Below are 20864 nucleotides of genomic sequence, written 5' to 3'. Positions count from 1 at the left end.
TCCTTTTCGAAATTACCTTGTGAGAAGGCGAATTTACCTTTTGCGGGTATGAAATTACCCCAACACCTTTCGAAATTACCCCAATGGCTTTTGAAATCACCCCCTATTAATTTATTTCACCTATATTTTTTCAGATTCTTCTAAAATCATATGTCGTTTTCGTTTCTGAATTGGTATACTTCAGAAGAAAAGGAGGAATGATATGTTTATTAAAGAAAGAATCCCGCCAATTGAGCTGGAAGTGTTGCCGCAGCTCATGCACCGGCTCCCTTTCCATCATAAAAGTTGGCCAGATGTGGAAAGAGCCCATTATATGATAAAAGCAGGACACGGCGGTGAAATCGAAGTTGATCGGCTGTTGAAACAGATGAGGTGGAAGGAATGCCTTTTTATCAGCGACCTTCAATTGAGCGAAGCTTATTGCCAGATGGACACTATTGTCTTGACACCTTATTTTGCAGTGATTCTGGAAGTGAAAAATTACTCCGGCACCCTGATTTTCGATGAAGAAAGCATGCATATGCGGCAAATCACGAAGCAAGGACAAGAAATTGGCTACCGCTCCCCCGTGACGCAAATCTGGAATGCGCGAGAAGAGCTGCTGGTTTTATTTAAAGAAATGGGCGTTTCTCTTCCTGTCTATGCAGCGATTGTCCTGCCTTACCCGACGACATTGGTCGAAAATATTCCCAAAACATTTCCTGTCATTTATGGCCATTCCTTAAATCGGTTCATCTTCACCCTCCCCCGGAACGGTCAGCCGCTTCCAAACGAAGAACTTCTTCGTATCGGCGAACTGCTTATCAAACAACACTCACCCTTCAGCGAGAAAAACTACCCCCAGACCTTTAAATACCATCCATCTGAATTAAAGAAAGGCATTCTTTGCCGACAATGCGGCGCTATCGGAAGCCGCCATAGTGCTCGAACTTATCATTGCTCTATTTGCCAATTAAGGATAATTGATGGCTTTCGTCACGCGCTTGATGATTGGTTCGCTCTCGTATCCCCGACAATCACCAATCGTCAATGCCAGGATTTTTTAATGCTGCATAATAAAAATGCTGCCCGCCATGTTTTGCTGCGTGCTGAGCTGAAACGCGTACGTAAAAAAGGGCAATTCTACTATTATAAATGATTTTGTGCGCTGGCCTTTTAGAAAGGTCAGCTTTTCTATTGGCTGAGAGTGTGAAATTACCCTGTTTCGTTTCGAAATTACCCTTTGCGCATGCGAAACTCCCCCGCTCCCCCATGAAATTACCCCATTCCTCCTTGAAATCAACTCTCCTCTTTTAAATGAGGCATTCGCCCGCGAATGCCTCATTCCTCGCGGTTCGCTGCAAGCGAAACGCAGCCATTCATGTACTTGATTTCTTCAGCGAGTGTGAAATTGCCCTGTTTCGTTTCGAAATTACCCTTTGCGCATGCGAAACTCCCCAGCTCCCCCATGAAATTACCCCATTCCTCCTTGAAATCAACTCTCCTCTTTTAAATGAGGCATTCGCCCGCGAATGCCTCCATACTCGCGGTTCGCTGCAAGCGAAACGCAGCCATTCATGCACTAGATCTCTTCAGCGAGTGTGAAATTACCTCATTTTGACTCGAAATTACCCTTTGCGCATGCGAAACTCCCCCGCTCCCCCATGAAGTTACCCCATTCCTCCTTGAAATCAACTCTCCTCTTTTAAATGAGGCATTCGCCCGCGAATGCCTCCTTCTTCGCGGTTCGCTGAAGGCGAAACGCATCCATTTGGGCTCTTGATTTTGCCTCAGAGCGTGAAATCAACTTATTTGCAGCCGAAATCAATCTTCGAGCGTGCGAAATCAACCTTTACACTCTCGAAATCAAACATCTCCTCTTCGAAATCAACCCACACCTTCCTCAACCCAATCAACCCAAACAAAAAAGCCCCCCACCAAAGGTGAAGGGCTCTCCCAAAAAAATCGCTTATTTGATTTCGATGCTGTACTTCGCAAATCCGTCTGCTGCTGCGCCTAGGTATTTGATGCCGCTGTCTGCTGGCACTAGTTTTTGGCCTTTGCCAGATGTTTCGAAGACAACATTCGGGTTGCCAGCGATTGGTGCGAATGACCAGTTGCTGTCAGCCGATGGATCGATGGTGCCGACTTCGACCATGTAATCCATGATGACTTGGCGGTTTTCGTAAGCGTAGTCGACTTTCTCACTCGCTTTTGTCACGCCTGGGAAGTTGCCGCTTGCGCGGTAGTTGTTTGTAACGACTAAGAATTCTTGAGTTGCTGTTACTGCTTTTCCATCATACTGCAAGTTTTTGATGCGGCTTGCTTTTTCGTTGACCAATTTGCCGTCCGCGTCGTATTTCGCTGGCTGCGTTACGTCGATGTCGTAAGTGACGCCGTCGATTACGTCAAAGTTGTACGTGCGGTAATCCGGGTTGATCAATTGCTGCTCGCCTGTTGCCGACGGGTTGATTTGCTTGAATTGGCCTGCTGACATTTCCAGCCATTCCGTCAAATCAGCACCCGTCAATTTCAATGTGAAGATGGTGTTGTCGAAGACGTAAAGGTCTGCAACGTTTTTAATTGCGATTTCGCCTGTGTTGATTTCTGTGTAGTAATCCGAACCATTGCGTCCGCCTGCTTTGAATGGTGCTGCAGCTGAAAGGATTGGAAGGTCAGCGTTTGGTGTGCCGGCCACTTTCTTCTCTACGTACCATTTTTGTGCATTGTTGACGATTTGGATCGATGGGTCATCTGTTACTTGGGAGAAATAGCTATTGATTGGTGCTGTCGTTTTGCCGACTGGGCTGCGGACATAGTCAATCGTCGCTTCGTGTGTCTCTTTAACTGCCTCGATGACTTGTGCTGCTACTTTGTCAGTTTTGGAATCGATTGCGCGAAGTGCCGCTTTTTCAGAAACGATTTCCCACTCTTCCCCTTTAGGCGAAAGTTTCAAATCGATAACGCCCAAGTGGCTGCCGAATTTACCAGGCATTACGATTGGCGTACCGTTGATCGTGCCTTGCTCTTGGTTGACGTTTTTCAAATCGCTGTATGATCCAGGGAAGACATCATGGTTATGTCCTGTGATGATGGCGTCGATGCCATCAATTTCAGAAAGCTGGTACGTGATATCTTCTTCGCCGACTTCATGCGTTTCATCGCCCATTCCGGAGTGTGAAAGAACGACGACCACATCTGCGCCCGCTTTTTCGACTTCAGGAAGGAATTTTTCTACAGATTCGACCGCATCTTCAGCAATCACTTTGCCTTCCAGGTTTGCGCGGTCCCATTTCATAATTTGCGGAGCAACGACGCCAATGACGCCGACTTTGATTGTATGTTTTTCGCCGTTTCCATCAACCACTTCCTGGTCGATGATTTCATACGGCTTGTATTTGTTTTCTTTCGTTGCTGCATCGTAGACGTTTGCGTTCAGTACTGGGAACGGTGCATCATCAAGCGCTTCATCCAAATAGTCGAGGCCGAAGTTGAATTCGTGGTTTCCGAGCGTCGATGCATCGAAGTCCAACGATTCAAGAGCCGCATATGCCGGGTGAAGTTCGCCGTCTTCCAGTCGGTCAACCGTCACTTTATAGCCACCGAATGGTGTTCCTTGGATCAAATCGCCGTTATCAAATAGCATCGTGTTCGGATTTTGCGCACGCGCTTCTTCGATTAAGACACCTGTTTTCGCAAGCCCTAAGCTATTCGATACTTTATCTTGGTAATAATCGTAGTTGACGAAATTCGTATGAAGATCGGACGTTCCAAGAATGCGGAGCGATACGTCTTCAGCATTTACGGGCTGGTATTCCTTCAATAAACGCTTGATGATTGCGCTCATTTCTTTCGGCGCAATTCCTTTTGCCGGTTTCACCGTGCCGTCGCTATAGCCTTTCAGCAAACCGATGCCGACAGCTTCTGATAAATCAGGCGTCAAGCTTTTGCTTAAGTAGCGGTTGTCTTTGAACGGCTTCAATAATGAACTCGGGTACTCTTTCCCTGAATCGACTGCGCGTGCAGCGATCGAGAATCCTTGCTCACGTGATAGTTTTTCATTTGGCGCGAACGTTGTCTTTGTCTTGCCGCTTGTTAATCCCAAATTGAAAGCTGCTTCCACGTAAGGTGCAAGTTTAGCATCCACGTCTTTAAAAGCGATTGTCGAGCCGTCTCCCAGCTTCACATCAAGAGCCGTCACCAATTGTTTGATGTACTCTCCGCGCGTCACTTCTTTTGTTGCAGCTTGAGCCGGTGCTGTTGTCGCCACTGCGCTCGTCGCTAAAACAAATGCCGCTAAAGCCATTGCCGCTTTTTTACCGATTGCCATTTTCCCATCTCCCTATTATTGAATAGTCTAGCTTTTTTATTATATGCCTAATAATAAAACAATTGAATACGTTTACATAAAATTTATAAAGAATTTGCAGTTAATTTAAATTTAATTGAGAAATAGCGAGACTTTATTGTTTTATAAGCGTCTAGTAGGAGGAAGGGCATGCCGGCTAGAAATATTTGCATAAAAAGACCTACTTACTAATTCTGGAATGTTTGTTACAGTATTATTACAGAAATGTTACGAAATGACTTTATTCCATGAAACGGTTTTATTCTCAGTAATTAGGAAAAAACAGGAATAGACTGATTGCTGGCCTGTCTCTTGAAGTAACAATTCTATTTGAGGGGTGTCGTTTTGAAAAAGTTTCCATTAATCACAGGTGCCGCATTAGCAATCAGCTTACTGGCATCACCCGCATTTGCAGCAACCGATTTACCGAAGAGCCACGGGTTCTACGACGAAATGACCTATTTGATCAATAAAGGTGTCGTTTCCGGCTTTGAAGACGGCACGGTGAAACCGGATAAAACCGTCAGCCGTGCAGAAGCTGCCATAATGATCGGCAAGCTGAAAGGCTTTAACGGAACACAAAGTGCAACAAAGTTCAAAGATGTATCGCAAGGCCAAAAAGCGAGCGGCTACATCGCGGCAGCTGAAAAAGCCGGCTACATCACCGGCTACCCGGACGGCACATTCAAACCGAATGCACCGATCACCCGCGGCGATATGGCCATCATCCTTTCGCGCGTCTTCCCGATGGCGATGGAAGGCATCGAAGAATTCAAAGATGTGTCGCCGAATATGCGCGCATTTGATGCTATTGGCGAAGTAGTCAGCGCAAACATCGCAGCGGGCTATAAAGATTTCACGTTTAAGCCGAATAACGCAACAACTCGCGCACAATTCTCCGCTTTCCTAGCTCGCGGGCTTGAGCCGAAATTCAAGAACGACACGCATATGGCGCATTCGTATTTGAAAGATAAAACAAAAACGTATACGTACCGCGAAATCACGGGCGAAGTGTCAACTGAAAAATATGTGGACAGCGCGAAATACTTCGACGAGCCGCTTGGCTTCTTCTGGTTGGTAGATTATAAAGAAGACAGCGAAGATTATTTCTACGGGGAGTACGAAAACCGCGAAATGTACATTACCGGCTTCCCGGAAGATGGATTTACAGCTAGCCTGGTCTATCCGATCACAAAAGGCAAAACTTTCGATAGCGGCGACACCGATTTACCGCCATTCAAAATTACCGGCGTGAATGTTAAAGTGACGACTCCTTATAAAACGTTCACCAACGCTGTCGAAGTTTCCGTTCTGGATCCTGAATGGGATGGCAAAAGCTATAAATACTACATGGCTGAAGGCTATGGGTTGATTAAAACCGTCCATTACGACGGCGACACGCTTTATGAATTAGTGGATGTAAAATAAACATCAAATAAATTATTGAAGGGAACGATTCTTTGAAGAAATTTCCGATGATCTCAGCAGCAGCACTCGCACTTACCCTACTTGTCTCGCCTGCACAGGCGGCGACAGATTTGCCCGCAAGCCACGGTTTTTACGATGAAATGACCTATTTGGTGAATAAAGGCGTCATTTCCGGCTACGAGGATGGCACCATCAAACCTGACAAGATCGTGACGCGCGCAGAAGCAGCTATCATGATCGGCAAATTGAAAAACTTTAAAGGGACGCAAACTTCTACTAATTTCAAAGATGTTTCGAAGTCCCAAAAAGCAAGCGGCTATATAGCTGAAGCAGCAAAAGCCGGCTATATAAGTGGTTATCCGGATGGCACATTCAAGCCGTACGCACCGATTACGCGCGGCGACATGTCGATCATTTTGGACCTCACATTCAATATCTTTAATGGCGTTGGGGCGTCATTCAGCGATGTATCCCCAAATATGAAATCGTATAATGCGATTGCTACCATGGTGAGCGGCAATATCACTGCAGGCTACTCAGACAATACGTTCCGTCCGAACCAAGCGATTACGCGTGGCCAACTTGCTGCTTTCATGTCTCGCGTCCTTGAGCCGAAATTCAAGAACGATACGCATATGGCAAACTCATACTTGAGAGACAAAACTAAAATATACAGCTACTCAACCAAGCAAGGCACGGCTACTTTGAAATTTGAAGAAGTTCCTGTAATTGAGGGCAATGACTTCGGCTTTATGTGGGTGACAAGAACCGATTGGAATTCCGCTACTACACTGTTAGTGGAGAACGAAACAAAAGATGCGCTGATTTATGGCTTGCCATACTCTGAAGCTGAAACAGAGATTGTTTACCCGATCCAAGTCGGCAAAACTTTTGAAAATGGTTTAGGCGAGCGCTATACTTCGACCATCACTGGTGTTAATAAAACCGTCAACACACCTTATAAGAAATTCACCAACGCTGTCGAAATTACTATTGAAAGTGGCGAAAAGTATTATATGGTTGAAGGATACGGATCAGTTAAATCATTGGACGCTAAAGGTGAAACAGTAAGTGAACTTTCAAGCGTGAAATAAGGAGTATGATTGAGGGCCTTCTCTATGGAGAGAAGGCTCTTTTTTATTTGGATAAGTTCCCGCAAACAAAAAGGCACCCGAATGGATGCCTTTTTCTCTTCTATTTCAATAACTGCATTTTGCCAAGCGCACGGTACAGGATGACGGCTGTTTCAGCGCGTGTCGTGTTTGCTTTCGGATCGAATTTATTGCCCGTCCGGCCTGTAATGATGCCGAGCGCATACGCTTTGGCCACCGCGTCTTTCGCATAGCCGCCGATTCGGTTCGCATCCGAAAATTGATGCGGCTTCCCTAAGTTTTTCAGCAACGATGGATTTTGGAACTCGACGGCGCGAATCGCCATGACGGCCATTTCTTCCCGCGTGATCGGGGCATCCGGGGCGTAGCTGCCGTCTTTTTTCCCGGCCACAATTCCGGCTCTGGCAGCGGCTTCGATGCCCGGATATGCCCACGCCTTGCTCACCCCCACATCTTTGAACGTTCCTTCATATTCCCGGAGCGGCAATTCGAGTGCCCGGGCAAGCAGCACAGCAAACTCTGCACGGGTCAAATCGCTTTCCGGCTCGAACGTCGTCGCTGTTTTTCCGGCAATGATACCGCGGCTCGCCAACGCTTCAATTTGGGTGCGGGCCCAGTGGTTTTGAGTATCCGTAAAGCCGGATGGGCCGGTTCCCCCTTTTCCGGAAATCACTTGCTTGCCGACATTTCCGGCTGCGTCTTCCACCCGGACGGTGACAGCATCTTTTTCTCCAGCCGTGATAGCGAATGTGAACGAACCATCCGTTGATAGCTTGATCGGCACGGGCGCTCCTTCTTTTCCGCCCGACGTCACGGTATACGTTGCCTTCAGTTTTTCATTGAGGGCAAATGCCGTTCCGTATTTCGTCAGTTCTTTGTAATAGTCGATGTATTTGTCGGTCACTTTGCCGCTTGCTTTTCCTCCGCTCACAACCCCTGAAATTTTCGGTGCGGTCGATTTGACGACAATCGGGCCGAGCGACGCGCTGACGACAGGCGGATTGCCGGAAACGGTCTGGCCCATGTAATCAATTGTATATAAGCCGTCCGGAATCGGTTTTTCCTCTGGGCCGCTTCCTGGAATGTAAGTGCCGTCGATGTCCATTCGGTAGGAGCCGGCTGAAAGCGTGGACGCTGCATACAGATAGCCGATATAGCCGTCTCCTTCAACGCCCGCTGCCGGATCCATGATGTTCCAGAGCTGGATGAAGTTCGTTTTGACGTCTTCCGTCAACACAAAACTCAATTCCGCTTTGTCGTTGATGCCGTCGCCATTAAATGAAAGATCGGTTTCCGTCATTTTGAAATTCTTCACTTCGGTTGGTGCGCCGCCGAAATCTGCAGCGAACGGCAAGGAAATTTCCTTGGAATTTCCGGATTCCGGTTTGATGCGGATATAGCCCAGAGCTTCATCGCCTAATTGGAAGTTGGCATTTTGAGATGCTGTCAAAGTCACTTTAATCCGTTGCTCGCCGTTTAAAGTGAACGAAGATTTGTCGACCGTGACTTTGGCGTCTGCAAACGTCTTCAGCGTGTCCACTGAAACGGTGTACTTCCCGCCTCCCCCGTCCATATCTTTCACTCGGATTTCTTTAGTGATGGAAATCGGTCCGGTTCCCGGATTCAGCGAACCGAATGTGATGGTGCCTTTGACATTCGGCACGCGTTTGCCGGTTTCATCTAAAATCGCTTCGTCTTCGGCATAAGCCAAAATATCGGGATGGAGCGCTTCGTACGGATCGACCCGTCCGGCGCCTTGGGCAAACACGTCATATTTTTTCGTATCCAAAATTTTCGCAGTATTGGATAATGCCACTTTCACGTCGAACGGCGACCAGTCGGGATGCTTCTGCAAAAGCAGCGCGGCAATTCCAGCAATATGCGGTGCGGCCATGGACGTTCCGCTTTCATTGCCATAAGCGAGATCGTAGCTTGCTTTCGGGTTGTCGGCTCCATACATCGGCAGCGTCGACATGATATTGGTGCCGGGTGCCATGACATCCGGTTTGATGTCGTAATTCGGCGTACTCGGTCCGCGTGAGCTGGTGTCGTTGATGTCATCGCCTTTTACAACGGTTTCGTTGAAATCACTGAACGAGACCGTGCCGGCATTTTGCGCAATTATGATTTTGATCGCTTCCCCGTCCCCTTTTGATAAATCGAACGTCGGCAAAGCATCAAGCCCTTCGCCGAGAGATGCGCCAGCCGGCTCGGAAAGGCTGCTGTTGTTATAGATGAGAACCGCTACGGCCCCGGCATTTTTAGCGTTTTTAACCTTTTCGACAAACGGAATGTCGCCTCTCGAAATGAGCGCCACTTTCCCTTTCACATTCAGTCCATTGAAGTTGTTCGCTTTGCCGAATCCGGGAATGGAGACGATTCCATAGCTCCCAGTCAGTTGCTTGGCCGGGTCCGCATTAAATGTGTTGAGCATCAGTTTGTTCACTTTCGAATAATTGAAGAGCCCTGCTTTAATTTGCACTTTTCCGCTGTAGACGGATTCAGGTGTCGTCGTGTTCCCGACCGCAATTCCGAGGCGCGCAGTAGACGGCGTACCGATCGTCCCGCGGTCCGGACCGAAATTGCCGGGGGCAGAAACGGCGACCGTGCCGGCAAGCATCGCATTATTGATGGCAAATGAACCGGCATCCGTTTCGGAATTGGTGCCGCCGCCAAGCGATAAGTTGATGACGTCGATATCCTGTTTGACCGCTTCCTCGATGGCTGCGACGATGCTGGAATTCAAGCCGCTGCCGTAAGCGCCAAGCACGCGGTAGGCGTAAAGGTCGACTTTCGGCGCGACGCCTTTCACTTTGTATTTATTGGCGCCATTTGCAGCAATGATCCCGGCCACATGCGTGCCGTGGGACGTATAGAACGGATCGCCGCTTTCATCGAATTCCGGCAAGTTGCCGGGACGTTCCGACGGGCGCGTTTCAGAGGCATCGTTGTCTGCTCGCGGCCGCGTGTAAATGGATGAGTGTTTAACGAAATTTTTGCCGCCTTTGTAAATTCCTTTAAATTCAGGATGGTCGGCATCAATTCCCGTATCGATGACGGCGACACTAATGCCTTTGCCGTCGATGCCTTCCGCCCAAAGCTTCTCGATGCCGAGAAACGGAGCGCTGACATTCATCGCCGGCTTGACTTCAGCATTGCCGGCTCCGGATGAAGCAGCCCGTACCGTGACGTCCGGTTCCACTAGCGTCACGCCGTCGATATCCATTAATTTATCCAAATCATCGGCTTTGACTGTTGCCGAAAAACCGTTCAACACGGTTTTGTAGCTGAATCCTACTTCATATGAAATTTGTTCGCTGGCCATTTCTTCTTTGGCCGATCTTTGCTGGCTCGCCACTTTCACTTCCGCTGAACTTTCAAGCGAAGCAGTGAAGGCTTGTCCGGCTGACTCCGCAATTCCTTTTTGCAAAGCTATCGGCTTTTCCGATAGATGGATGATGACCGGCACTTTTTGGCTGCCGGAAAGACCCTGCAAATCTTTATGTAACTTTGCAGTGCGATGGGGCAGTTGAAGCTGTTCGATAATCGCCGCTTGGGCTTGAAGATCTCCTGCAGTGCGGGCTGATTTGTTATACGGATTGGTTTCCGCAGCCTCCGCAGCTTCAAAGGGCACGAGCAATGAAAGAACCAGGGCAAGGGACAGGAAGCTGCTGAAGAATTTCACGTGCAAAACCTTCTTCATGGGACATAACTCCTTCTGTTCTATCATTATTATCTGAATAATTAGATAATTTTATAATAGCACATGATTCGAAAATCCCAAGTTTTATTTTAAATAATTTAAAAATTATTTTTATTAGGTACTTTAGTCCTTTTAAAGGCACAAAAAAACCCAAGCTTGCGGCTTGAGTTTGATTGGCTTCTTTATTCGTCTTGATAAGTGAATCCTTTTTCGGTTAATGCTTCTCTTAGTTTCGGCAGCGAAGACGGTCCGATGCCATGGAGCTGCAGCACTTCTTTTTCCGTGAACTTTGATAGTTCTTCAGCTGAGGTAATGCCATGTGCTTCTAATGCCCGCCTCGCCGGCGCTGAAAACCGGGAAAGAAATGGATCAACTGGGTTTGCCATTGAAATTCATCCTTTCGGTTAATGTTTGCCCCTAGTATAAATAAATCGGCGCGTATTGAAAAGGCGGCGAAGATTGCTGCTGAGTTGCTCATTATTGTGATTTTTTCTCAAGTCCGTGCGAGATTACCCCAATCGTTTCCGAAATTACCCCATTCCTGTTCGAAATTACCCCAAGCCTCCTTGAAATTACCCCGATCCGCTGCGAATTCACCCTTCTCCCATTCCTCGTCCTTTGAACTTTCGCTTTTCGCTGCAAGCGGAAAGCCGGCAACTAGGTTTTGATCTTTTGAATGAGTTTCTACCTTTTAAGGATGAATTCTATAAGGAAACTAAAAGCAACATCTGCCCCACTCAGGTACCCTGCAACCACCAAAAAGCCCGAAGCAGCTTCTGCTGCTCCGGGCTTCCCTTCTTACTTCACAGTTAACTTAATGGTAGCTTCATTGCCGCCGTACGAAACGGTGATCGTTGTCGAGCCTTTTTTCTTGGCTGTGATTTGGCCATTGCTCTTCACTTCGACAATTTTGCTGTCTTTCACTTTGAATTTCGCTTTTTTCGTGACATCTTCTTTGACTGGCTTGGCTTTGCCTTTTACCGTCGTTTGCGTCACTTTGATTTTTTCTTTCTTGCCTTCTTTTAATGACAGGTTCGCTTTATCCACTTCCAGCGTTACGACCGGCTTCGGATCTGCAACTGTCACATTGACGACAACTTTCTCTTTGCCATGCGAAACAGTGATCGTTGTTTTGCCTGCTTTTTTCGCAGTGATTTCACCATTTTTCACACTGACGATGGATGAATCTGCTACTTTATAAGAAGCTTGTTTCGTCACGTCTTTTGTTTTCTTTTTGCCGTTTGGCAGCGTTGTTTCTTCTGTCACCGATAATTTTTCTTTATCACCGACATTCAATTCAACATTGTCTTTGTTCACGCTTAAGTTCGAGCCATCTTGCGCCGCTGCTTGTTTCGTGATTGTGAAATCCAGCTCTGTGCGGTGGCCCGTCAAATCTTCAACGACCAATTTGTAGTCGTTGACGCCTTCTTCAAGCACTGGCACCGTTGTTTTGATGTTTTGGTCAAAACTCTTGCCGCTGTATGAAGCCATTTCGTGCGCAAAAATTTCGCTGTCATACAAGTAGACGCGGATTTGGTCGAAGTTGTCTTTAACGTTGAATGTAATTTCCACTTCATCCGTATCTAGGCCAACTGTTTTCGGCGCATCCACTAACGTGATGGTTGCCGCTTTCGTATCCACCAGGATCTGGCGGCGGATTTCCATTTCGTTATCGAATTCATCTACCGCTTTCACTGTTACATACTGCGAACCGTCTTCAAACGTCAAGGTATGCGTGAAGTTCGTGCCGTCGAATTCTTTTGCCGGCTCGCCGTTCACCGTTACTGTTGTGATATTTGAATCGTCTTCTACGCGTCCTTTTACTGTTACTTCGTTTTTATCATGCGTTGAAAGGACTCCAGGGGAATCAATGAAAATCACAGGCTCTTTATCTTCAGAACCGGTAACCGGCAATTCCACTTCGGTTTTATTGCCAGCGACGTCATAGAAGACGGCTGTCAATTTGTCGTCTTTTTTCAACTCTGCCGTTACGGTAAAGTCTGTTGTAGCCGGTGCCAATGATTCATCAGCCGGAGTTGCCGCATCTTCCGTCAATTCCTTGCCGTTCAAGTAGACTTCCCAGCGGTCAGGCGCTGTGTTGTCGGTAAAGCTGTTGACGACAACTTTTTTTGTTTTTGGATCAAATGAAGCTTTTGCTGTCGGCGCTTTCGTATCCACGATGACCGGGAATTCGATCGACTGCCATTCAGCGTTCGGGTAATCAATTACGGCGCGAAGCTGTAATTTGTAATTGCCGTCCGCTACCACTTTGCCCATCGCTTTTCCATCCCATTTGAAATCAGGCGAGAATACGTACGGTTCTGTGCTGTCGTAGCTCTTAACCATTTCTTCTTCCGTGCGGATCGTCCGCAATTTCTTGCCGTTTGCATCAAGCACATTCAACTCGAAGTTCTTTGCATTTCGCATAAGCGAGAATACCGGAATGACGCCATCTTGCACGCCATCGCCGTTTGGAGAGAAGGCAAATTTCGTTGGATCGAATCCTTCAAGATGCGTGCCGCCGTTCAGGATGAATCCTTGGTCATCTGCAAGCATTGTCTGTCCGTAGTACGTCATCGGATCCCAAGCGAAATCATCGAAAATGCTGGCATCGTCCCATTCGCCGTTAAAGCCGAAATACGGAACGACCAATTCGGTGTTGCCTGTCACTTCTTCATTTTCATCTGTCAAGATGACGAAACCATCTACAAAATAGCCGTTTGTGAAGATTTCATCCAGTTCTGCGTCAATCGCTGAAACGTCCACTGTTACCGGGATGTCGACGGTTTGATTTGCCGGAACCGTCACAGTTTTTGGAGCTGCGATCGAGACTTCATCTGATACATTGACTGAACCGATTTCGTTCGGCGCAGTTACTAAGACCCCGCCGCCATCTGTTGCCGCATCCACTTGCACATTGACATCCACTGCGAATTCCGCAGCTTCATCCGAATAGTTCTGGGCTTTCAATGTGAATGCATATTGGTTGTTCTTGATTTCTTTTAATGCCACTTTTCCTTCGTTTGTCGCTTTGTTGACGACTGTTACGTCCGTTGAAAGCGCATCGTGCAATTGCATCAATCCTGCACCTTGGCGGCGAGGCGATACGAATTGGCCTTCAGCGAATTCTACCGGGTTTGCTGTATTCATCATGATGTTCTTCGCGAATTGTACGCGGTCTTTTCCTTGTAAACCAAGTTCTTCAATGCGCTGGAACACTAATGCCGTTCCGCCCGCTACGTGCGGCGCCGCCATTGAAGTACCGCTCATCAAACCGTATTCATCGTCGTTCAGCGTCGAGAAGATGTTGCCGCCTGGCGCTGTGATTTCCGGTTTGAAGTCAAGGTTCGGCGTTGGGCCCCATGAAGTGAAATCACTCATTTCCCCAGCTGCCGGGTTTTGCGTTTCCAAATACTGTCCGTCAAATGAAACCGTGACAGTCTGTCCGGAAGCAAGTGCATTTTTCATCGCTAGGCCTGCGTCCTGGACCGTTGACATGAATGGAATCGTGATCGATGGATCAGAGGCCATATTGATCGTGCCTGATGTGTTGTTGTAAATGATGACGCCTGCTGCGCCTGCTGCTTGAGCCGCTTGGCCTTTTTCAACAAAGCTGATTTCACCGCGGGAAATCAACGCGAATTTGTTAGTGAAATCTTTGCCTTCAAAATCAGCCGGCAATCCAAGCCCTGCATCTACTAATTCATACGAGTCTTCCGGCAAATCGCGCGGATCTTTGTCATTGGCAAGCAAGTACAATGCGCGCCCTGCTTCAGCACCGCCGAATTGGTAGCCGAAGCTCAGTGCTGTAATGACGTCGTTTTCAAATGAAGCGACACCGAAAGAATCATAAGAAACACTCGGTGAACCGGTTAAGCCGTAATCCTGGTTTTCTGCATATGGATAGAAGTAACCCGATCCGAACATGTCCGAGTTCCCCGCAGAGATTGAAACCAAAATACCGTTATTTGTTGCACGTTCTACTGCTTGCTGCTCAGGATCTGATGAATCCACGAAGCCGCCAGTTGAACCGAGCGACATGTTGATGACATCCGCCCCTAATTTGATGGAATCATCAATTGCTTTAATGTAGATATCGCCATAAGTTGATGGGTAAAGCGGATCGTTGCCGAAGACTTTCAACGCCAGAAGCTGCGCTTCCGGTGCAACGCCTTGGATCCCGCCGTTTTCTTCATTGCCGTTCGCGCCGACTGTTCCGGCGACGTGCATGCCGTGCATCGAAGCTTCAGGCCCTAAGTCAAGGATCGTATCGTTGCCATCCATATAGTTGTAGCCGAATGGCACTTTTGCTGTGTAGTATTTTCCTGCTTCCAATGATTTATCTGAAAGCAATGCGTCGACTTCTGCTTTGGTGATTTCACCCGTTGCGTTGTCCGTCAACACCATATCTTTATGTGATGGATCAATGCCGGTATCAATGACGCCGACCACCATGCCTTCGCCTTTGTAGCCGTAATCATTCCAGACTTGCTGCGCCTGGACCAATGCTTTCGAATACTTCATTTCCGGTTTGATCGCCGGACGCTCGTATTCGGTTGCTTCATAAACCGCTTTTACGCCAGTTTGTGCTGCAATTTTTTCGACTTGCCCAGCCGGAACTTTTGCGGAGAAGCCGTTAAATACCGTGGTAAAGTTTTCGAGATATGTAATGCCGGGTGCTGCTGTTTTGATTTTGGATTTGACCGTATTTTGGTCCGTGACCACCGCCGACTCCAAGCTGTCTTTTGTGGAATCCGGCAAGCTCTTGTAAAGAACCCCTTTGCGTGTCGCATTTTCAATCGCCGGCTCTTTTTGGAGCTCGACAATGACGCGCACCTCTTTTTTCGGATCTTTCGGATTCGCCAGTTTGTCCGGCAATTTAACAGCCGGCTTCTGGTTGACTTGTTTCGAGACCCCTGCAGCCGAAGTGTTCGGTGCAGCGGATGCTCCCGTGAACCCGAAGGCCACTGAGCTGAACGTCAGCAAAACCACAAGCGCTGTGATGATGAGATTGCGTAAATTACTCAATTGTTTTCCCCCTTATGATAATGTGGTTGCTAAAGAAAAATTAGCGGCATATCAAATTTACCATATTATTAAAATATTCTAACTAGTCTGATGTGATTATTTCTTCTTTTTTCCAGCTCTTTTTATATAGGTATATGTAAGCTTTAAGACTATTCAGGCAAGGCTTTATGGACTATTTGAAAATCCATTACCGGGACTTATGGCGTTTTTTCCTAAACGAAACCTCGTCTCTGAGTATGAGACGAGGCTTCAAACAGGCTGCTTATGGCACAATATTCTTTATTACCGGGATTTTCTGCAGCACTAAAATGATCCCGAGGGAAATCAGGAATATCAGCATCCAGGAAACCGGGATGCCGAAGGCCGGATGGATCATCGTTTCGTTGATGCCGAAGAATTTATTCAAGTACAGCTGGATCAGCGGATGGATGACGTAGATGCCGAGCGTCGCCATGCTGATGCGGGTGATGATGGGATTTGGGTTCAGGCGGTCGCTGAGCTTTTGGAAAAGGACGAACAGGAACAGCGAAATGAAAAACGCGTTCGGCCGGTAATGCTCGTAGTAGAATTCATCCAATTCGCCTGCCTGATTGGTCAAGGCTGCCGTTCCCCAGATCGTCGCAATATAGCCGAGCACCGCCGCAGCGCCGAGCCAAACCAGGTGCTTTTTCGCCAGCGGATACATGACGAGATAAGCGCCGAGCATGAAGTAGCCGATATACGGCGAGAACAGTCCGGCCGGCACCGCGAGTTCAAAACCCAAATATTTCGGGAAGAACGGAAGGATGGCTGAAAACAGGAGCCAAAATCCGAGAAGCCATTGAAACGCGGCCTTCGACATGTAATGGACGAGGATGCGGAGGAACGGCGCCATAAGATACAAGCCAAGAATTGTATACATGAACCAAAGATGATAATAGACGTCGTCGGTCAGGAACAATTTGACCATTTCCCAGGCCGTATAGCTTTTGCCCAGTTCCATCACATTATAGACCATATAAAAACCGCTCCAGACGACAAGCGGGATCAATAATTTGCTCAAACGCTTTTTCAAAAAGTCGCCGACCGGCTCATCCGGATGCCGGGTCAGCAGCAGCGCGCCGCTCAGCATGAAGAAAATCGGCACACACCAGCGCAATCCGGAATCGATGACGTTCGCAAATTGCCACGCCCATTCATCGGTCGCCGCACTGTTGATGATTTTTGACACCACATGAACGCCGACCACCGCGACGATCGAAAACACACGAAGCCAGTCCATATAATCGTATCGTTCGTTCATAGCCCCGCCCCTTTGCAAAACTCTCTTTTCTCTACACATCCCCTTCCCGCCGATTCTTGAAACTCCCTTTTTGCTGAAACGAAACGGACACATCTTCTTCTCGACTCCCCCGCTTCATTTGATATAATAGGTGCCGTTATGACCAAAAGCATTTGAACGAAACGGAGCTATTGTCTTGAAGCAATTAAACGAAATCAATATGATCCGGGCCTTTGCCTGCCTCAGCGTCGTCTATAACCACGTGCTGACGAATTACGCAAAGTTTGCCGAAACGGATTTTACCGAAACCCCTGTATTTTTGGCCATCCGCTATTTATTTTTGTTTGCTACCCCGGTTTTCATTCTCATTTCCATCACCTTGCTGTCGCGGAATTATCCGGATAGGCTGCCGAAGGATTTTCTATGGAAACGGGTCCAATACATTTTCCTGCCGTACGTGTTGATTGGTCTGCTGTCGGCGTACATCACTGCCCAGCAAAGCGGCGGCGTCTTCTGGCCGACCGCTTGGAACATCATCGGTGCAGGCGACTGGCACGGTTTCTTCATTCTCGTCATTTTCCAGTTCTACCTCTTGTACTATTTGCTGAACCGGCTGCTGCGGAAGATCAATCCTTTTGCTGCACTCGCTTTCGCCTTCGCGCTTTCATTTGCCCACCTATATGCGCTGGAGCATCTCGAAAGCTATCGCCTGTTCATTTTTGAGGAATATCCGCTCTGGTACCGGACGTTCATTTTTGCCTGGCTGTTCTATTTTGTCGCCGGCTTTTATATCGGCGTCTATTACGATAAGATCTTTGCCTTTCTGGCGAATAAAATCTGGCTACCTTTGCTTGCAGCAGTAGCAAGCTTCAGCTGGATTTACTTTAATGCATCGGAAACCGATTATACCTTGGTTTCAAGCGACCGCTACGATATGTTTTTCTACACCTTATCGGTTTACTTCCTGATAACGGTGCTGTTCCAGAAAATGAAAAAGCCGCGTCCCTTGCTGGAAATCGTCAGCAGCTTTTCGTTTTTCATTTACTTGTCGCATATGCTGTTCATTTTGGCACTCGGCCGCATTGTGAAAGTTTTTGAAAACAGTTTCCTTCTATATACGGGATCGCTACTGTTGTTCACCGTCGGAATTTGCGTCGGCGTCGGCGCATTGCTGTATCTTTATCGTTGGACGCAGTGGATTACGGGACGCAACCGCTTGATGGACCGGCTCCTTGCGAGATTTGAATAAAGAAAGACCGATTCGATTTTGAATCGGTCTTTTTTTGGGTGGTTGTCGGAAGATGGGAGTCGCTTGTAAAAAATGCTGCCTTCTTTCCCGCTTTTTGCTATAAGCGGAAAGCATCCAATCGTTCTTTTGAACTTGGTCTTGGATGAGAGGCTTTTCCATTTGATGAATTGCTCTATAATTTGAATGAGTTTCCCGTAAGAACCTTTGAGTTTCCCTCAAATCCATCCGAGTTGCTCGCAAATACCCTTGGGTTTCCTTCATTTCCCTGTGAGTTTCCCGTACCTATAAAAAGGGACCGATTCCCAAACTGAATCGGTCCCTTTTTCTTTATTCCGCTAATCGGTAAATGAATACCGCTAGCTGGCCTCTTGTAATATTTCGCGAAACGCCAAATTGCTTTGGCGTCAATCCGTCGGTCACGTCGTTTGCAACTAAGGCGTTGACCGCATCTGCGTAGCGGGACGAAACATCTGTGAAAGCGGATGTTTCATTGCCTGCGTCGAGTTTATATGTCCGCTGCAGAATGATCGCCACTTCGCCGCGCGTGAGCGGATCGTAGGAACCAAACCGCGTTGCTGTCTTGCCGCCGATGATGCCCGCTTGTTTCAAAGCATTAACGGCTCCTGCTGCACGGTCCGGCACGTCGCCGAAACCGGATGGACGAGCGGTCGCTGTATTCAAACCGAGTTCCTTCGCGAGCCAGACCGCTGCATCCGCGCGGATGATGCTGTCAGTTACGCCGAACTGCGTCGCAGATTTTCCTTGCGTAATTCCTCGCTGCACTAAATAATCAACTGCCGGTGCATAGAACGATGGGACATCGTCGAAATGGATTTTATTCGGTGCCGCTTGAGGATTTGGACTGTTGACTATAACAGTCGCCGTTTGGCCGCCGAATGAGAGCGAGACGGTTGCCATGCCATAGCCTTGAACAGTGATCTTGCCATTCGAAACCGTCGCAATCGCTTCATTGCTCGAAGTCCAAACGGCTTCGTTCGTTACCATTTCTTTTTGGTTATTTTTAAACGTGGCTGCTGCAGAAACTGTGAACACGTCACCAGGTTTTCCAACGAGTGTCGTCTGGTCCGCTTCCAACTTCACAACAGGATTTGCTTCAGGCTGCGGAACCGTGATGGTCGCCGTTGCCGATTTGCCGCCGAAAGTCGCTGTAATGGTTGTGCTGCCATATGCCTTTAATTGAACCTTGCCGTTTGCAACCGTGGCAACCTTTACATCAGCGGACGCCCAGACTGCATCAGGCGTTACATTTTGTACACTGCCGTCTTGGAATGTCGCCGTCGCAGATAAACTGAACATATCGCCAGGTGCTCCCGTTATGGCTTTTGAATTCAATGCCAGATTGGCCACCGCATTTACCTGTTGAGAACGTGGTGGTGCTGTAAAGGAAGAAGCCCGGATGATGCCGTAGCCATAATACGGATCTTTTCCTGCCGGCCCTGCATCTCGGGTATGGTCGATCAATACTTGCCGCAATTCTTTATTCGTTAAATTCGGATAAGCTTGTTTGATCAATGCAAGTTCGCCGGCGACATAAGGCGTCGCCATCGATGTTCCGCTTAAGTAAGCGTACTGGTTGCCCGTATAGGTGCTTAAGATCCGCTCGCCCGGCGCCGTCACTTCGACTGTGCTGCCGGTTGAAGAAAAATCAGCCCGTTTTGAAGAGCGGTCAACCGCCCCGACCGCAATAACGGATGGATAGCGGGCAGGGAAATCGACCGTATCGCCTGCTCCTACTGAATCGCCGTCGTTCCCTGCAGCAGCCACGATTAATAATCCGCTGGCATATGCTTTATCCGCTGCCGATTTAAAAGCGGTCGAACCCGTCTGTGAACCTGCGCTTAAGTTAATGATGTCCATATCATTGGCAACTGACCAATTGATGCCTTCGATCATATCGGACACATAAGCCTGGCCCTTTGCATCAAAAGCTTTCACCGCATAAAGCTCCGCATCATATGCGACTCCTTTAACGCCGTAGCTATTATTCAATCCGCCTATAATTCCCGCCACATGAGTGCCATGCCCTTGGTCATCTGCGTAGGAATTTGTATAATCTACAGTCGATATGCCGCCAGCCAGCTTTAAATCTTCATGGCGCGAAATTCCAGAGTCAATGACAGAAATCTTGATGCCTTCTCCCGTAAAGCCGGAATTCCATGCAGCCGGGATGTTACTTGAAGCAATTCCCCAATCTTCCATCTGCGCTTGAAGTTCGACAACTGTATCTTCTTCTATAGAAAGGATTGCAGGATCTTGCCGTAATTCATTAATCACGGAATCCGTTAGTTCCGCTGAAGCGATATCAACTTCCTCGAATGCTTCTGTTGCCGTTCCACCCGCGTCCTCAATGATTTCTTCCATGTCGGCTTGCTCTTCAAAAACCACAATCATCTTTTGTTCCTTTTCGCCTTGTGCCGATGCCGGGATTTCGTCAGCCCCAAATACGAGCAGCGCCAACGCCATAAATCCACTTCCGATAACTTTCAATCGCAGAACTCCTTTATGAAATAAAATTTATAGAACGAATCCATAAATTTACATTATTTTTAACATCTTTCCATTATCAGTATATAATCTCTGCATAGTAGACGTCTATTTTATTCACTTTTTATTAAATTGTTATTTCAAAGTAGAGAAAATTATCAATTTATTGGGATGATGTAAGAAAAAGTAAAATCATCTGCGAGTCCAGGTAAAATTTTCTTGTCATATTAAAAATCTTAAAATTCAATTAT

9 protein-coding genes and 1 pseudogene are annotated in these 20864 nt (G+C 47.6%); 4 read left to right on the top strand and 6 right to left on the bottom strand.

All coding sequences use genetic code 11. The features are described from left to right. Window positions 1–202: 202 nt before the first annotated feature. Window positions 203–1138: a nuclease-related domain-containing protein gene (locus BN1080_RS04505; RefSeq protein WP_052650748.1), complete on the top strand. Its 936-nt coding sequence runs from the start codon at window positions 203–205 to the stop codon at window positions 1136–1138. 810 nt (window positions 1139–1948) lie between these two features. Here BN1080_RS04505 and BN1080_RS04500 read toward each other — a convergent pair. After that, window positions 1949–4309 (bottom strand): bifunctional 2',3'-cyclic-nucleotide 2'-phosphodiesterase/3'-nucleotidase, encoded by a 2361-nt coding sequence (locus BN1080_RS04500; protein WP_052650747.1) that lies wholly within the window; start codon window positions 4307–4309, stop codon window positions 1949–1951. 363 nt (window positions 4310–4672) lie between these two features. Here BN1080_RS04500 and BN1080_RS04495 point away from each other — a divergent pair, with 363 nt between their 5' ends. Then, window positions 4673–5755: an S-layer homology domain-containing protein gene (locus BN1080_RS04495; protein WP_052650746.1), complete on the top strand. Its 1083-nt coding sequence runs from the start codon at window positions 4673–4675 to the stop codon at window positions 5753–5755. A gap of 32 nt (window positions 5756–5787) precedes the next feature. Beyond that, window positions 5788–6849, top strand: coding sequence for an S-layer homology domain-containing protein (locus tag BN1080_RS04490; RefSeq protein WP_052650745.1), 1062 nt, complete (start codon window positions 5788–5790; stop codon window positions 6847–6849). A gap of 100 nt (window positions 6850–6949) precedes the next feature. Here the strand turns inward: BN1080_RS04490 and BN1080_RS17500 are convergent, their stop codons facing one another. The 4 genes and pseudogenes from BN1080_RS17500 to BN1080_RS04470 form a co-directional block, all read right to left on the bottom strand. Next, window positions 6950–10570, bottom strand: a complete 3621-nt coding sequence (locus tag BN1080_RS17500) for a S8 family serine peptidase (RefSeq protein WP_052650744.1) — start codon at window positions 10568–10570, stop codon at window positions 6950–6952. A 182-nt stretch (window positions 10571–10752) separates the two neighbouring features. Further along, a pseudogene (locus tag BN1080_RS04480) lies at window positions 10753–10947 on the bottom strand (hypothetical protein); the annotation flags it as partial. Between the two features lie 421 nt (window positions 10948–11368). Beyond that, window positions 11369–15598 (bottom strand): S8 family serine peptidase, encoded by a 4230-nt coding sequence (locus tag BN1080_RS04475; RefSeq protein ID WP_110925570.1) that lies wholly within the window; start codon window positions 15596–15598, stop codon window positions 11369–11371. Between the two features lie 262 nt (window positions 15599–15860). Next, window positions 15861–16880, bottom strand: a complete 1020-nt coding sequence (locus BN1080_RS04470; RefSeq protein WP_052650742.1) for an acyltransferase — start codon at window positions 16878–16880, stop codon at window positions 15861–15863. Window positions 16881–17055: 175 nt separating this feature from the next. Here BN1080_RS04470 and BN1080_RS04465 point away from each other — a divergent pair, with 175 nt between their 5' ends. Beyond that, window positions 17056–18108, top strand: coding sequence for an acyltransferase family protein (locus BN1080_RS04465; protein WP_052650741.1), 1053 nt, complete (start codon window positions 17056–17058; stop codon window positions 18106–18108). A gap of 327 nt (window positions 18109–18435) precedes the next feature. Here BN1080_RS04465 and BN1080_RS04460 read toward each other — a convergent pair whose 3' ends face one another. Beyond that, the gene (locus BN1080_RS04460; protein WP_052650740.1) at window positions 18436–20616 is read right to left on the bottom strand and encodes a S8 family serine peptidase; all 2181 of its coding nucleotides are present in this window, start codon (window positions 20614–20616) and stop codon (window positions 18436–18438) included. Window positions 20617–20864: the final 248 nt, after the last annotated feature.

The organism is Planococcus massiliensis, assembly GCF_000821325.1.
GTDB classification, from domain to species: Bacteria; Bacillota; Bacilli; order Bacillales_A; family Planococcaceae; genus Planococcus; species Planococcus ruber.
The sequence above is the reverse complement of the archived record's forward strand: the minus strand, read 5'-3'. Positions and strand labels throughout refer to the sequence as shown.